The organism is Luteimonas qiangzhengi, assembly GCF_039548515.1.
Lineage (GTDB): Bacteria > Pseudomonadota > Gammaproteobacteria > Xanthomonadales > Xanthomonadaceae > Luteimonas.
Genome location: NZ_JBCLVE010000009.1, coordinates 168,550 through 183,102, shown reverse-complemented (window position 1 = coordinate 183,102; position 14,553 = coordinate 168,550). Strand labels below are relative to the sequence as shown.

Sequence of the window (14,553 nt, the reverse complement as noted above, 5' to 3'; positions counted from 1 at the left end):
TGTTAACGTCGTCTTCACGCGGCTGACCCTAGGCTGTGTCGCGAAGGTTTTGGGCCTGCGCGGCCTGAAAGCTGGACCAAGTTACAAAACATTTTAAAAAGAGCTTTATCCCCCTTGATCAAGGAGCATTACGGATGAAAATGAAACTCCTCTGCGCCGCGCTCGCCGGCGGCCTGGGCCTGGCCTCAGTTGCCAATGCCCAAGAGTTCGATGATCGCTGGTACCTGACCGCAGGCGCCGGCTACAACTTCCAGGATGGTGACCGTCGCACTGACGAGACCCCCGCCGTGTCGTTGGGCATTGGCAAGTTTGTCAGCCCGGTTTGGTCTATTGACGCCGAGTTGAACTACCAGAACCCGCAGTTTGATGGCAGCGTGCAGGGCGCCAACCCGGACCTGAACTGGTCGCAGTACGGCGTTTCGTTCGACTTCCGCCGCCACTTCATTGTCGACGGCCGCAGCTGGAATCCTTACGTGCTGTTCGGCGTTGGTTACCAGCGTGCGGAAGAGGAGTTTGACAACTTCCCGAGCCCGGATTCGCCGGGCAAGCGGAAGGACGGCAACCTCTCTGCCAAGGTCGGCGGCGGTGTGCAGAGTACGTTCAGCAGCCGCGTTGCGGTCCGTGCTGAAATCTTCATGCGCGGTGATTTTGACGACAACAGCTACGCTGCCAACGGTGGTCAGGATTGGGGCGGCTACCCGCACAATCAGGAAGACAGCCAGTTCACCGACATCGTGGCCCAGGTTGGCCTGGTGATTCCGCTGGGTCCGGAACCGACCGCTCCGGTTGCTCCGCCGCCGCCGCCGCCGCCGGCTCCGGCACCTGCACCTGCTGCACCGCCGCCGCCCGCGCCGATCACCATCGACCTGACTGGCGTGAACTTCGACTTTGACCGTTCGACCCTGCGTCCGGATGCTGTGCAGATCCTGAACGAAGCCGTCGAAATCCTGCGTCGTTACCCCGACCTGGGTGTTGAAGTGGCCGGTCACACCGACTCCGTTGGTGCCGAGCAGTACAACCAGGGCCTGTCCGAGCGTCGCGCCCAGGCTGTGTACGACTACCTGACCAGCAACGGCATTGCTGCAAGCCGCCTGCAGGGTCCGATCGGTTACGGCGAGAGCCGCCCGATTGCGCCGAACACCAACCCGGATGGTTCCGACAATCCGGAAGGTCGCGCACGCAACCGTCGTACCGAGCTGAACGTCCAGAACTGATCGGACGCAAGCTCCAGTAACACCAGAAAGCCCGGCCCAGTGCCGGGCTTTCTGTTTTTCGGTCGGTGATGCAAGATGGGATGCTCTGGTCGCGACGGGAAGCAGTTGAGCGACCTCGGGTTTGGGTCGGCGCGGCCCTTGTGGAACAATGGTTTGCGGCACCTTCTTCAAGGGATTACACTCTCCTTCGCCTCTATCGGGATCAATGCCATGTTCAAGCCTGTTGTTGCCCTCGCGCTGCTAGCCGCGGCCCCCTTCCTGGCCAATGCGTCGGAGTGTTCGCGCGCTGCGCCGCAGGTTGCCGCAGCGGTCGCTGTGCCGGCCATGCTGGCGCCGGTGGCACCGGAGCTGGCTGCCCCTGATTTCCGCCTTGGCGGACACGGTGGTGTGCTGGCACGGCCCTATGGTGAAGAGCAGTCGCTCGACCAGGTGCTCCAGCGGCTGCGCGTGGAAGCTTGCAGCGGCGCGGCGCTGGGCGCGCAGCAGGCGGGCGCGATGGCGGCGGCGGATCCGGCTGCGTACGTGAAGCAGACCGAGTTCGACAATACGCCGTACCGGTTCAACATGACCCAGAGCGGCAAGCGGATGACCGCCGATGACTTCGATGCGTGGTTGCAGGCCAATGGCTACAGCGCCGGTCGTCGCGTGGATCCCAATGCGCCCGCGACCCCGGCACTGACCGATGTGCTGCCGGTGACCGAGGTCACCAGCGAGCAATGATCCCGTCGACGCCGCTCAGGCGCCGATGACGCCCAGTTCGCGACCGACGCGGGTGAATGCGTCGATAGCCTGGTCCAGCTGTTCCCGGGTATGCGACGCACTGATCTGGGTGCGGATGCGGGCTTGGCCCTGGGGCACAACCGGGAAGAAGAAGCCGATCACGTAGATCCCTTCCTCCAGCAGGCGCTCTGCGAAACGCTGGGCCAGCGGGGCGTCATACAGCATCACCGGCACGATGGGATGGTCGCCGGCCTTGAGGTCGAAACCAGCCGCCGTCATGCGTTCGCGGAACCAGGCGGTGTTGGCGGCCAACTGTTCGCGCAGTTCGCCAGCGGCATCCAGCATCTGGAAGGCCTTGGTGCCTGCTGCCACCACGTGCGGAGGCAGCGAGTTGGAGAACAGGTAAGGGCGCGAGCGCTGACGCAGCATTTCGATCACCGCGGCGCTGGCGGTGGTGAAACCGCCGATCGCACCGCCCATGGCCTTGCCGAGTGTGCCGGTGATGATGTCGATTTTCTCCAGCACACCCTTGACCTCGGCCGAGCCGCGGCCGGTGGCGCCGATGAAGCCGGTGGCGTGACACTCGTCGATATGGACCAGCGCGTCGTACTTCTCGGCCAGTGCAGTGATGTCATCGAGCGGGGCGACGAAGCCGTCCATCGAGAACACGCCGTCGGTGGTGATCATGATGGTGCGCGCGCCGTCGGCACGGGCCTGCTTGAGCTGGGCTTCCAGGTCGGCCATATCGCAGTTGGCGTAGCGGTAGCGCTTGGCCTTGCACAGGCGCACGCCGTCGATGATCGAAGCGTGGTTGAGCGAATCGGACACAATCGCGTCCTCCGGCCCCAGCAGCGGTTCGAACAACCCGCCGTTGGCGTCGAAGCAGGCGGCATAGAGGATGGTGTCGTCCTTGCCGAAGAAGTCGGAGATGGTCTTCTCCAGCTCCTTGTGCAGGTCCTGGGTGCCGCAGATGAAGCGCACCGATGCCAGCCCGAAGCCGTGGGTATCCAGCGCATCCTTGGCCGCCTGGATCAGGTCGGGATGATCGGCCAGGCCGAGGTAGTTGTTGGCGCAGAAGTTCAGCACCTTGCACCCGTCTTCGAGCTCGATCTCGGCCGACTGCGGCCCGGTGATGATGCGCTCGGCCTTGAACAGGCCGGCCTCGCGGATCTCTTCCAGGGTTTCGTTGTAGCGGGAGGTCAGGGACATGATGCGGTTCCTGTGAAATGAAGGGGCGGCCGGGTTACCAGCCCAGTACGACCTTGCCGCACTTGCCTGATTCCATCAGGTCGAAGCCCTGCTGGAATTCGGAGGCGGGGAGTTCGTGGCTCAGGATCTTGTCCAGCGGGAAACCGCCCAGCACCAGCTGGGTCATCTTGTACCAGGTCTCGTACATGCGCCGGCCGTAGATGCCCTGTACGGTCAGGCCCTTGAAGATGATGCGGTCCCAGTCGATGCCGGCGCCCTTGGGCAGGATGCCGAGCAGGGCCACCTTGCCGCCGTGGTACATGCCGTCGAGCATGTCGTTGAAGGCGTGCGGGTTGCCGCTCATTTCCAGGCCCACGTCGAAGCCTTCCAGGCCCAGCTCGGCCATCACGTCGCGCAGCGATTCGTTGGCCACGTTGACCACGCGGGTGGCACCCATTTCGGTGGCCAGCTGCAGGCGGTAGTCGTTGACGTCGGTCACCACCACGTTGCGCGCACCGATGTGTTTGCAGATCCCGGCGGCCATGACCCCGATCGGGCCCGCGCCGGTGATCAGCACGTCTTCACCGACCACGTCGAATTCCAGCGCGCAGTGCGCGGCGTTACCGTAGGGATCGAAGAAGGCGGCCAGGGCGCTGGGGATTTCATCGGGGATCGGCCACAGGTTGCTGGCCGGCATCACGATGTACTCGGCGAAGGCGCCGTCGCGGTTCACGCCGATACCCACCGTGTTGGGGCACAGGTGCTGCTGGCCGGCGCGGCAGTTGCGGCAGTTGCCGCACACCAGGTGGCCCTCGGCGGAAACCCGCTGGCCGATCTCGTAGCCGCTCACCCCCGGGCCGATCTGCGCGATGTGGCCGACGAATTCATGGCCCACCACCAGGCCGGGCTTGATCGTGCGCTGGCTCCATTCGTCCCACAGGTAGATGTGCAGGTCCGTGCCGCAGATCGCGGTTTTCTCGACCCGGATCAGCACCTCGTTCGGACCCGGGGTGGGCACGGGAACCTGTTCCATCCACATGCCCTTGGCAGCTTCGCGCTTGACCAGCGCGCGCATGGTGGTCGGGATCTGGGCGGGTTGGGACATCGGGTGGCATTCCATCTGTGATCGGGCCGCTGATTATACGCCGCGGACCCGGACGGCCCCGGCATGGGGCGATCCTGTAGCGCCTTCGCGGCGGTAGACTTGAGGGCTGTGCCCATCAGAGACCGCCGCATGCGCCTTGCACCGATCACTCTCCTTGCCGCCCTGTCGCTGGCCTCCGTTTCCATCTCAGCTCCCGCCTCCGCGGGCGAAGGCATGTGGGTTCCGCAACAGCTTCCTGAAATCGCCGGGCCGCTGCAGCAGGCCGGGTTGCGCCTGGCGCCGGAGCAGCTGGCCGACCTGACCGCCGACCCGATGGGCGCGGTGGTGTCGCTGGGCGGTTGCACGGCGAGCTTTGTTTCCCCGGGCGGTTTGGTCGCCACCAACCATCACTGTGCCTACGGCGCGATCCAGCTCAATTCCACGCCCGAGAACAACCTGATGGATGCCGGCTTCTATGCGCCGGCAGCGGATGCGGAGCTCAGCGCCGGGCCCAACGCGCGGATCTTCGTGCTCGACTCGATCCGCGACGTGACCGCCCAGGTGCATGGCGCCATCAACGCCGCGCCTGATGACATCGGCCGCGCGCGCGCGCTGGAATTCATTGAAAAGCGCCTGATCGCCGACTGCGAGCACGAAGGCGGGTATCGCTGCCGCCTGTACGCCTTCCACGGCGGCAACGAGTACCGGCTGTTCCGCAACGTGGAAATCCGCGACGTGCGCCTGGTGTATGCGCCGCCGGGCGGGATCGGCAACTTCGGTGGTGAGGTCGACAACTGGATGTGGCCGCGCCACACGGGTGACTTCGCCTTCTACCGCGCCTACGTGGGGCCGGATGGCAAGCCGGCCGATCATGCCGAAGACAACGTTCCCTATGAGCCGCAGCACTGGCTGCGCTTCTCCGACAAGCCGCTGCGTGATGGCGACTTCGTGATGGCTGCCGGCTATCCGGGCAGCACCAACCGCTATGCGCTGGTGGCCGAGTTCGAGCAGACCGAACAGTGGACCTATCCGATCATCAGCCGCCACTACAAGGCGCTGATTGACCTGGTGGAAGCCGAGGGGCGCGACAACCCGGAAATCGCGGTCCGCTATGCGGCCACCATGGGTGGCTGGCGCAACACTTCCAAGAACTACGACGGCCAGCTCGAAGGCTTTGCCCGCGTGGATGCGGCGGCGCGCAAGCGCGGCGAGGAAACCGCGGTGCTGGAGTGGTTGCGCGAGCAGGGCGAAACGGGTGAGCCGGCGCTTGCCGCTTATTCCGAACTGGTGGAACTGGCCGGGGAGGCCGGCAATACCCGCGAGCGCGACCTGATCCTGGGCCAGCTGCACCGCCAGGGCACGGTGGGACTGGCGATGCGCCTGTACCGCAATTCCATTGAGCGCACCCGTCCGGACGGTGACCGCGAGCCGGGCTATCAGCAGCGCGACCAGCCGCAGATCGAAGGTGCGGTGGCGCAGATGGACCGGCGTTACCACCCCGATATGGACCGGATTCTGCAGCGCTACTGGCTGGAGCAATACGTGGCCCTGCCGGAGGACCAGCGCGTCGCAGTGGTGGATGAATGGCTCGGGGGCAGCGACGAAGCAGCGATTGAAGCGGCGCTGGATCGTCTGGCCACCACCGGCCTCAACGATCCGGACCAGCGCATGACCTGGCTGCATTCCGATCGCAGCGCATTTGAGCGCAGCGATGATCCGGTGATCAGCTACGCGGTGGCAGTAACCGCGGTCACGATGGAGCAGGAGATGGAGCGCAAGGCGCGCGCGGGGCGGATCCTGCAGGCGCGGCCGGTGTACATGCAGGCGGTGGTGGATTACCGCCGCAGCCAGGGTGAGCACGTGTACCCGGATGCCAACTCTTCGCTGCGTATCACCTTTGGCAACGTGATGGGCTACCGCAAGCTGGATGGCAGCCGCCAGCGTCCGTTTACCCGGCTGCAGGAAGTGGCGGAAAAGGCGACCGGCGAGGAGCCGTTCAACGCGCCCCAGCCGCTGCTGGACGCGATTGCCGAAAAGCGCGATGGCGGCCTGGCCGACCGGCGCCTGCGTTCGGTGCCGGTGAACTTCCTGTCCAACCTGGATGTGACCGGCGGCAACTCCGGTTCGCCGGTGCTGGACGCCGACGGCCGGCTGGTGGGGCTGCTGTTCGACATGAACTGGGAGTCGGTCAGTTCCAACTGGGTGTTTGACGCGGATATGACCCGCACCATTTCCGTTGACCAGCGCTACATGCGCTGGGTGATGCAGGAGGCGTTCCCGGCACCTGAGCTGCTTGAGGAACTGGACCTGCCGCAGATGCGGCGCTGAGTGACAAGGACAACAAACCGATGAGGATCCTGCTTGCCCGTCACGGCGAAACTCCGTGGAACGCCGAAGGCCGCTATCAGGGCCAGGAAGACATCGCGCTGTCGCCGGTGGGCGAAGCCCAGGCTGTTTCGCTGGGCCGGCGCCTGGAAAGCCTGGTGATCGACCGCGCGGTTGCTTCGCCGCTGCAACGCGCCCGGCGCACCGCGGAGCTGACCCTGGGTGCTGACCGGGCTTCACTGCTGCAGTTTGACGAGGGGCTGCAGGAGATCGCCCACGGCAGCTGGGAAGGCCTGCTGGCCAGTGAGATCCACGCCCGGGATCCGGAGCGTCTGCAGGCCTGGCGCGAGGCCCCGGATACGGTGCTGATGCCGGGCGGCGGTGAGTCGCTGCAGCAGGTGTTTGATCGCGCCTGGCCTGCATTCGTGCGTGCCGCGGAGAACATGGGCCGCGGCGACACCCTGCTGGTGGTAGCCCATGACGCGGTCAACCGGGTGATCCTGTGCCACGTCCTGGGCATCCCGTTCTCGCGCCTGTGGACCTTCCGCCAGGCGCCCACCACCCTCAACCTGCTGGAAGGCGACAGCGTGGATGCACTGGAAGTGGTTCGCCTGAACGACTGCGCTCACCACACCCCCCTGTTTGGCGAGGCGGTCCACCGCGCGCTGTGAAACCGACTGCCGTGAAGCGGGATCTTGACCAGTGGCTGGCCTGGATTGAAGGCCAGCATCCCCGGGCCATCGACATGGGCCTGGAGCGGGTGCGCGAAGTCGCTGCGCGCATGGGCCTGCAGCACCCGGCCCGGCACGTGATCACGGTGGCCGGAACCAACGGGAAGGGCTCCACGGTGGCCTTTCTGGAAGCGATTGGCCGCGAGCAGGGCTGGCGGGTCGGCGCCTATACCTCGCCGCACCTGTTCGCCTACAACGAGCGCGTGCGCATCGACGGGCGCGTCGCCGATGACGTGGCGCTGGTCGAGGCGTTCGAAGCGGTGGAGGCGGCGAGGACAGTCGGCACGCCGGTGTCGCTGACCTATTTCGAATTCGGCACCCTGGCGGCGCTGTGGCTTTTCGCGCGCGAACGTCTGGATCTCGTGGTCCTTGAAGTGGGCCTGGGTGGACGCCTGGATGCCACCAACATCGTTGACCCGGACGTGGCGGTGATCACCGCGGTGGATCTGGATCACGCCGATTGGCTGGGCGATGACCGCGAAACCATCGGGCTGGAGAAGGCCGGTATCGCGCGTGGCTGGAAGCCGCTGGTGCTGGGCGAGGATGATCCGCCTGCAAGCGTGCTTCGTCACGCTTACCGGATAGGTGCCGCTGCGCTGCGTGCCAACTGCGACTTCCTGTTTGCACCGGTCGATGGCACCCACTGGCGCTGGCGCGAAGTGGGCTACCGGATTGATCTGCCCTATCCCGCGCTGCGCGCTCCGGTGCAGATGCGCAACGCCGCCAGCGCCATCGCCGCGCTGCGGGCGCTGGACGCAGGGATATCAGACGAGGCAATCGTGCGCGGCGTGGCGGCCGCACGGGTGCCGGGGCGGCTGCAGTCGTTCGATGTCGATGGTGTTGAGATCGTTGTCGACGTGGCCCATAACCCGCACGCAGCCGCGGGCCTGGCGGACTGGCTGCGCGCGGAGCCGGCTGCCGGCCGGGTGCACGCTGTCTACGCGGCGCTGGAAGACAAGGATGTGGCCGGCGTGGTCGCGGCCCTGGCGACGGAAGTGTCCAGCTGGCAGCTGGCCGGTCTGGCGGGCGTACCGCGAGGGCTGGAGGCACAGGCGCTTTCAGCGCGCCTGGCTGGCACTGCGGCGGCTGCGGCTCCGATGCATGCCAGCGTGGCAGGGGCTGTCGCTGCGGCCAGGGCAACGGCGGTGCCGGGCGATCGCATCCTCGTGCTGGGCTCGTTCCACACCGCTGCCGCAGCGCTGCAGCTGCTCCAGGGCGGACATTAAGAATGTCATGCGGGTACGGTGCGTATAATCATCACGCCCCCGCCGCTAGACAACGCCGATGGATTCCGGATTGAAACAACGCCTGATCGGCGCGGCCGTGCTGGTCGCGCTGGCGGTGATTTTCCTGCCCATGCTGGTCAAAGGCCCCGCGCCGGACAGCGGCGTGTCGGACCTGTCGCTGGACATGCCCGATCGCCCGCAGTCGGACATGGTGACCCGCGAACTGCCGCTGGTTGCTCCCCGCCCGCAGCCGGATGATGGCGCACTGGGCCTGGGCGCTCGCGAGCGCGAGGGCATGAGTCCTGATGGCACGCTGCCGACCGTGGATACTGCGCGCGAACCGCATCCTGATGCCGCGCTGCCGGCGGATGGACCGGCCGTGCCGGAGCCGGATGCCGTTGCCGGATCGGGCGAGCCTGCCGAGGCCCCGGCCAGCGAGCCGGCACCCGCGGCTGAGCCGGCGGAAACCGCACTGCCGGCCGCGGTTGCAGGTGGCGATTATGCGGTGCGGTTTGGCAGCTATGGCAACAGCGTCAACGCCGATACCGTGGTCAACCGTCTCAAGCAGGCCAACCTGCCGGCCAGCAGCGTCCGGGTGGAAGTGGCCGGCCAGACCGTGTGGCGGGTCCACATCGGTCCCTATGCGAGTCGTGCCCAGGCCGAAGCGGTGCGCGTGCGTGCCGCGACCATCGGCACCAATGACGCGCGCGTGGTCAGCCTTGATGCTGCGCCGGCCCAGCCGCGGCAGCAGCAAGCCGCGGCCGCAACCCCGCCGGCGACGCCAACGCCAACACCCGCGCCGGCAACGCCTGCAGCAGCCCCGGACGTCGGCTTCGTGGTGCAGCTGGGCGCATTTTCCAGCGCTGGCGATGCCAACGCACTGCGCGACCGGGTGCGTGCGCAGGGCTTCAATGCCTTCACCCAGACCGTGCAGACCGCCGATCGTGGCGTGCTGACCCGGGTCAACGCCGGCCCGGTGGTCAGTCGCGCCGAAGCCGAGCGGCTCAAGGCGCAGGTCCAGGACAAGGTGCAGGTGGAAGGCATGGTGCGTTCGCACCCCTGAGCCGCCACCGCACCGCAGGGATGCGGAACACCCCTTTTTTCTTCCAAGTCATCTGGATACACGCGCATGTGCGGCATTATCGGCATTGTTGGAACCTCTGAAGTTGCGCCCGCCCTCTACGACGGCCTCACCGTGCTCCAGCACCGGGGCCAGGATGCAGCGGGCATCGCCACGGCAGCGGGGACCGGCCTGCGGGTGCACAAGGGCAGCGGCCTGGTCAGCGACGTGTTCGACGAGCGCAGCATGCAGCTGCTGCAGGGGCAGGTGGGCATCGGCCATTGCCGCTACCCCACCGCGGGCAGCGAAGGCAGCGACGAGGCCCAGCCGTTCTACGTCAATTCTCCGTTCGGGATCGCCCTGGCCCACAACGGCAACCTGATCAATACCGAGGCGCTGCGGCGCGAGGTGTTTGAACAGGACAGGCGAAACATCAACACCCAGTCCGATTCGGAAGTGCTGCTGAACGTATTTGCGCACGAGCTGGACCGGGAGCGCGCGCTGGAGCCGGAATCAGCCTTCCGGGCCATTGAGAGCGTGCACCGTCGGGCCAAAGGTGGTTACGCCTCCGTGGCGGTGGTGCTGGGTCTGGGGCTGGTGGCCTTCCGCGATCCCAACGGCATCCGACCGCTGGTACTGGGCCGCAAGGTGACCGAGGCCGGTACCGAATACGCGATTGCCTCCGAGTCCGTCGCCCTGGATATCCTCGGCTTCGAGCGGCTGCGCGATGTCGCCCCGGGCGAGGGCATCGTGGTTACCGCCGACGGCACACTGCATCATCGCCAGTGCGTGGAGCCGGGCACGCTGGCACCGTGCATCTTCGAGTTCGTCTACTTCGCCCGCCCGGATTCGATGATCGACAACATCTCGGTGCACAAGGCGCGCATGCGGATGGGCGTGGCGCTGGGCGAGAAGATCCTGCGCGAGCGGCCCGATCACGATATCGACGTGGTGATCCCGATCCCCGATACCTCGCGCGATTCGGCGCTGGAACTGGCCCACGTGCTGGACGTGAAGTACCGCGAGGGCTTCATCAAGAACCGCTACATCGGCCGCACTTTCATCATGCCCGGCCAGAGCCAGCGCGCGAAGTCGGTCAAGCGCAAGCTCAACGCGATGCCGCTGGAATTCCGTAACCGGGTGGTGCTGCTGGTGGACGATTCGATCGTGCGCGGCACCACCTCGCAGCAGATCGTGCAGATGGCCCGTGATGCGGGCGCGCGCAAGGTATACCTGGCCTCGGCCGCGCCGCCGGTGCGCTATCCCAACATCTATGGCATCGACATGCCGACGCCGGAAGAGTTGATTGCGCACGAGCGGACCGAGGCCGAAATCGAGCGCATGATCGGCTGTGACTGGCTGGTGTATCAGGACCTGACCGATCTGGAAGCCGCGGTAGCCAGCCCCAAGTCGCCGGAGATGCGGTTTGATTCTTCGTGCTTCAGCGGTGAGTACATCACCGGGGTGGAGCCGGGCTATTTCGATGAGATCAAGCGGCTGCGATCGGACGAGGCCAAGCGCCAGCGCCGCCTCGCGCTGTGAGCGGCACGGCTGTGACCCTGTTCGACGCCGCGCGCGCTTGCCTGGACGCCGCCGATCTTGATGAAAAGATTCGCCTGACCCGGCACTACGCTGCCGAGTTCGCTGCCGGTCGGCTGCCGGTTCCGGACGAGGCGCCGCCGCCCGAGCCGATCCGCATGCCGGGCCGCCCGCCGCGGCCGAAGCTGGTGCACCCGCGCGACCTTCCGCGGCGCGGCTTTGGCAGCGACGAGGGCAGGGCGGCTTTCATCCACGCCATTGCCCATATCGAGCTCAACGCCGTGGACCTGGCCTGGGATGCCGCCTACCGCTACCGCGGCATGCCGGCCGATTTCTACGCTGACTGGGTGCGGATTGCCGACGACGAGGCCCGCCACTTCCTGATGCTGCGCGAGCGGCTGCAGGCGCTGGGCCACGACTACGGTGATTTCGATGCCCACAACGGTCTGTGGGAGATGTGCGAGAAGACCGCGCACGATGGCATGGCGCGGATGGCACTGGTGCCGCGGGTGCTGGAGGCGCGCGGCCTGGACGTGACGCCGGGCATGATCGTGAAGCTGCGGGCGGTGGGCGATGAGGACACGGTGGCGGTGCTGGAAGTGATCCTGTCCGAGGAGGTCAGCCATGTGGCTGCCGGTAGCCGCTGGTTCCGCTGGTACTGCGAGCGCGCCGGGATTGTCCCGGAGCCGAAGTTCCGCGAGCTGCTGGCCGAATATGCGCGCGCCGTGCTGCACGGGCCGTTCAACGTCGATGCGCGCGCCGCGGCCGGTTTCAGCGAAGAAGAACTCGCCGCCCTGCAGGAACTCTCCGCCAGCTAAGGCCTCGCGTGTGATCTCCATCTGTGGGAGCGCGCCATGCGCGCGAAGCCGCGTGACCTCTGTTGTGGTCCCGCTGGATCGTCCGGGAATCCGTTCCGGAGCTCGCGCGCGGGCCGACGGGGCGCACCCAAACGGGACACGCCGTGAATACGTCCATGTAGGCTTGGCCGCGCCATCCATGGCGCGGACAGTCCCGCTTGGGTGCGCCCCGTCGGCCTTTCAGGCGGCGCAGCAGCAGAAAGCGGGTGGGAGTGCGGGCGTCACGCGGCTTCGCGCGCATGGCGCGCTCCTACAGAAGCGGGCGGCGGGCCGGGGGGCGGAAGGTGGCGGGCAGCGGGCGGTGCGCGGCGGCGTACTGCGCGTCAGCGCGGGAGGGTGGCCAGGTCGTATTGGCCGTCGGTGTGGACGCGCAGGACGGAGCCCTGTTCGTACCAGTCGCCGAGCACGATGCGCCGACACTGGCGGTCACCAACGGTGAGCTCATGGATCGCCGGGCGGTGGGTGTGGCCGTGGATCAGGGTGTCGATGCCGAAGCGGCGCAGGGTGTCTTCGACGGTGACCGGCGAAGCGTCGGTGATCGATTCCATGGTGCCGGCGTGCTTCATTTCCCCCTGGCGGGCAAGGCTGGCGACACGCGCCTGCTGGGCGAAGGCCAGCCGGGCCTGCAGCGGCTGCGACAGCATGTGGGCCCGCCAGTCCGGATTGCGGATCTGGGCGCGGACTTTCTGGTATTCCACGTCGTCGGTGCACAGCAGGTCGCCGTGCATCAGCAGCACGGGCTTGCCATACAGTTCGATCACCGTGGGGTCCGGCAGCAGGCGCATGCCAGCGCGGGCGGCGTAGTCCCGGCCGAGCATGAAGTCGCGATTGCCGTGCATGAAGAAGACCGGCACGCCATTGTCCGCAAGCGTCTTGAGCTTCGCGGCCACGAACGCGCCGGCCTCGGACGGGTCGTCATCGCCCACCCAGGATTCGAACAGGTCGCCCAGGATGTACAGGGCGTCGGCCTGGCGGGCCTCGGCGTCGAGGAAGTCGCCAAACAGGCGGGTGATGTCCGGGCGTTCCGGATCCAGGTGCAGGTCGGCGATGAACAGCGTGGTCATCGCGACATGATAACGGGATGGCGACGCGGATCGGTTGGCGATGCGGCGGCAATCCGGGCCCCGTCCTACAATGGAGGGCCTTGCCCATCATTGCCTTGCCATGACCGTCCGTACCCGCTTCGCCCCCAGTCCCACCGGCTACCTGCATATTGGTGGCGCCCGCACCGCGCTGTACTGCTGGCTGGCCGCGCGCCGCGCCGGCGGCCAGTTCGTGCTGCGGATCGAGGATACCGACCGCGAGCGCAGCACTCAGGGGGCGATCGACGCGATCCTGGAGGCGATGGACTGGCTGGGCCTGGATTACGACGAAGGCCCCATTTTCCAGACCTCGCGCCTGGCGCGCTACCGCGAGATGGCCGAGCGCCTGGTGGCCGAAGGCAAGGCCTACTACGCCTATGAAACGAAGGAAGAGCTGGACGCGATGCGCGCGGCGGCGATGGAGAAGGGCGACAAGCCCCGCTACAGCGGTGCATGGCGCGAGCGCGGCGGCGAGACGGAGCTGCACGAAGCCCGCCGCGATGATCCCAACCGGGTGATCCGCCTGAAGAATCCGCAGGAAGGCAGCGTGGTGTGGGAGGACAAGGTCAAGGGCCGGATCGAGATCGCCAACAGCGAGCTCGACGACCTGGTGATCTTCCGCCCGGACGGCTATGCCACCTACAACTTCGCAGTGGTGGTGGACGATATAGACATGCGCATCACCGACGTGGTGCGCGGCGATGACCACGTCAACAACACGCCGCGCCAGATCAACATCTACGCGGCGCTGGGCGCGCCGGTGCCGGCGTTCTCGCACCTGCCGATGATCCTCGACGAGCAGGGCGCCAAGCTCAGCAAGCGCACCGGTGCCGCCGACGTGATGCAGTACCGCGACGCCGGCTACCTGCCGCACGCGCTGCTCAATTACCTGGTGCGTCTGGGCTGGTCCCACGGCGACCAGGAGGTGTTCTCGATCGAAGAGATGCAGGGCCTGTTCGACCTCAAGGACGTGAATGCCAAGGCTGCGCGGCTGGATCCCGCCAAGCTGGGCTGGCTCAACCAGCAGTACCTGAAGAGCGATGCCCCGGAAGCGGTCGCGGCGCATCTGCAGTGGCATCTGGAGCAGGCTGGACTGGACCTGTCACGCGGGCCGGCGCCGGCCGACGTGGTGGTGGCCCTGTGCGACCGGGTGCAGACCCTGGCCGAAATGGCCGAGCGCGCGGCGGTCTGGTACCAGCCGTTGACCACGTACGACGACAAGGCCGTGGCCAAGCATCTCAAGCCGGAAACCGGTGCCGTGCTGGCCGATGTGCGTGATCGCCTGGCTGCGCTTGGCGAGTGGAATGCAGAGGCCATCAGCGCCGAACTCAAGCAGGTATCCGAGGCCCAGGACGTGGGCATGGGCAAGGTGGCCCAGCCGATGCGGGTGGCGATTACCGGCACCCAGGTCAGTCCGGATATCGGCCATACGGTGTACCTGGCGGGGCGCGACGAGGCGCTGGCCCGGATCGACGCGGCGATCGCGAAGATTCCCGCAGCTTGAGAGAGGGGTGGTTCGCCACCATC

At 66.7% G+C, this 14,553-nt stretch carries 12 protein-coding genes; 9 read left to right on the top strand and 3 right to left on the bottom strand.

All coding sequences use genetic code 11. The features are described 5' to 3' along the window. Positions 1-134 precede the first annotated feature (134 nt). On the top strand, positions 135-1,214 hold the full coding sequence (locus WCE59_RS08320) for an OmpA family protein (RefSeq protein WP_343258282.1): 1,080 nt from the start codon (positions 135-137) through the stop codon (positions 1,212-1,214). A gap of 210 nt (positions 1,215-1,424) precedes the next feature. Next, positions 1,425-1,934: a hypothetical protein gene (locus tag WCE59_RS08315; protein WP_343258281.1), complete on the top strand. Its 510-nt coding sequence runs from the start codon at positions 1,425-1,427 to the stop codon at positions 1,932-1,934. Positions 1,935-1,949: 15 nt separating this feature from the next. Here WCE59_RS08315 and kbl read toward each other — a convergent pair whose 3' ends face one another. Beyond that, a complete protein-coding gene (kbl, locus tag WCE59_RS08310) occupies positions 1,950-3,143 on the bottom strand; it encodes a glycine C-acetyltransferase (RefSeq protein WP_343258280.1) in 1,194 nt (397 codons plus the stop codon). A 34-nt stretch (positions 3,144-3,177) separates the two neighbouring features. Then, positions 3,178-4,209, bottom strand: coding sequence for an L-threonine 3-dehydrogenase (gene tdh, locus WCE59_RS08305; protein ID WP_343258343.1), 1,032 nt, complete (start codon positions 4,207-4,209; stop codon positions 3,178-3,180). Between the two features lie 147 nt (positions 4,210-4,356). Here tdh and WCE59_RS08300 point away from each other — a divergent pair, with 147 nt between their 5' ends. The 6 genes from WCE59_RS08300 (at position 4,357) to WCE59_RS08275 (ending at position 11,905) form a co-directional block, all read left to right on the top strand. Continuing rightward, positions 4,357-6,534 carry a S46 family peptidase gene (locus WCE59_RS08300; RefSeq protein WP_343258279.1) on the top strand — a complete coding sequence of 726 codons (2,178 nt, stop codon included), beginning with the start codon at positions 4,357-4,359 and terminating at the stop codon, positions 6,532-6,534. 20 nt (positions 6,535-6,554) lie between these two features. After that, a complete protein-coding gene (locus WCE59_RS08295) occupies positions 6,555-7,202 on the top strand; it encodes a histidine phosphatase family protein (protein ID WP_343258278.1) in 648 nt (215 codons plus the stop codon). An 11-nt stretch (positions 7,203-7,213) separates the two neighbouring features. Then, positions 7,214-8,488, top strand: coding sequence for a bifunctional tetrahydrofolate synthase/dihydrofolate synthase (gene folC / locus WCE59_RS08290; RefSeq protein ID WP_343258277.1), 1,275 nt, complete (start codon positions 7,214-7,216; stop codon positions 8,486-8,488). A gap of 58 nt (positions 8,489-8,546) precedes the next feature. After that, on the top strand, positions 8,547-9,551 hold the full coding sequence (locus WCE59_RS08285) for an SPOR domain-containing protein (protein ID WP_343258276.1): 1,005 nt from the start codon (positions 8,547-8,549) through the stop codon (positions 9,549-9,551). Positions 9,552-9,617: 66 nt separating this feature from the next. Continuing rightward, positions 9,618-11,090 (top strand): amidophosphoribosyltransferase, encoded by a 1,473-nt coding sequence (purF, locus tag WCE59_RS08280; RefSeq protein WP_343258275.1) that lies wholly within the window; start codon positions 9,618-9,620, stop codon positions 11,088-11,090. Then, entirely contained in the window at positions 11,087-11,905 is an 819-nt protein-coding gene (locus tag WCE59_RS08275) for a ferritin-like domain-containing protein (RefSeq protein WP_343258274.1), read from the top strand. Before purF ends, WCE59_RS08275 begins: the two co-directional genes overlap by 4 nt. Before the next feature lie 362 nt (positions 11,906-12,267). Here the strand turns inward: WCE59_RS08275 and lpxH are convergent, their stop codons facing one another. Next, positions 12,268-13,008: a UDP-2,3-diacylglucosamine diphosphatase gene (lpxH, locus tag WCE59_RS08270; protein WP_343258273.1), complete on the bottom strand. Its 741-nt coding sequence runs from the start codon at positions 13,006-13,008 to the stop codon at positions 12,268-12,270. Between the two features lie 100 nt (positions 13,009-13,108). On the opposite strand from lpxH, the gene gltX reads away from it, so the two are divergent. Continuing rightward, positions 13,109-14,530, top strand: a complete 1,422-nt coding sequence (gltX, locus tag WCE59_RS08265) for a glutamate--tRNA ligase (RefSeq protein WP_343258272.1) — start codon at positions 13,109-13,111, stop codon at positions 14,528-14,530. The last annotated feature ends 23 nt before the right edge of the window (positions 14,531-14,553 follow it).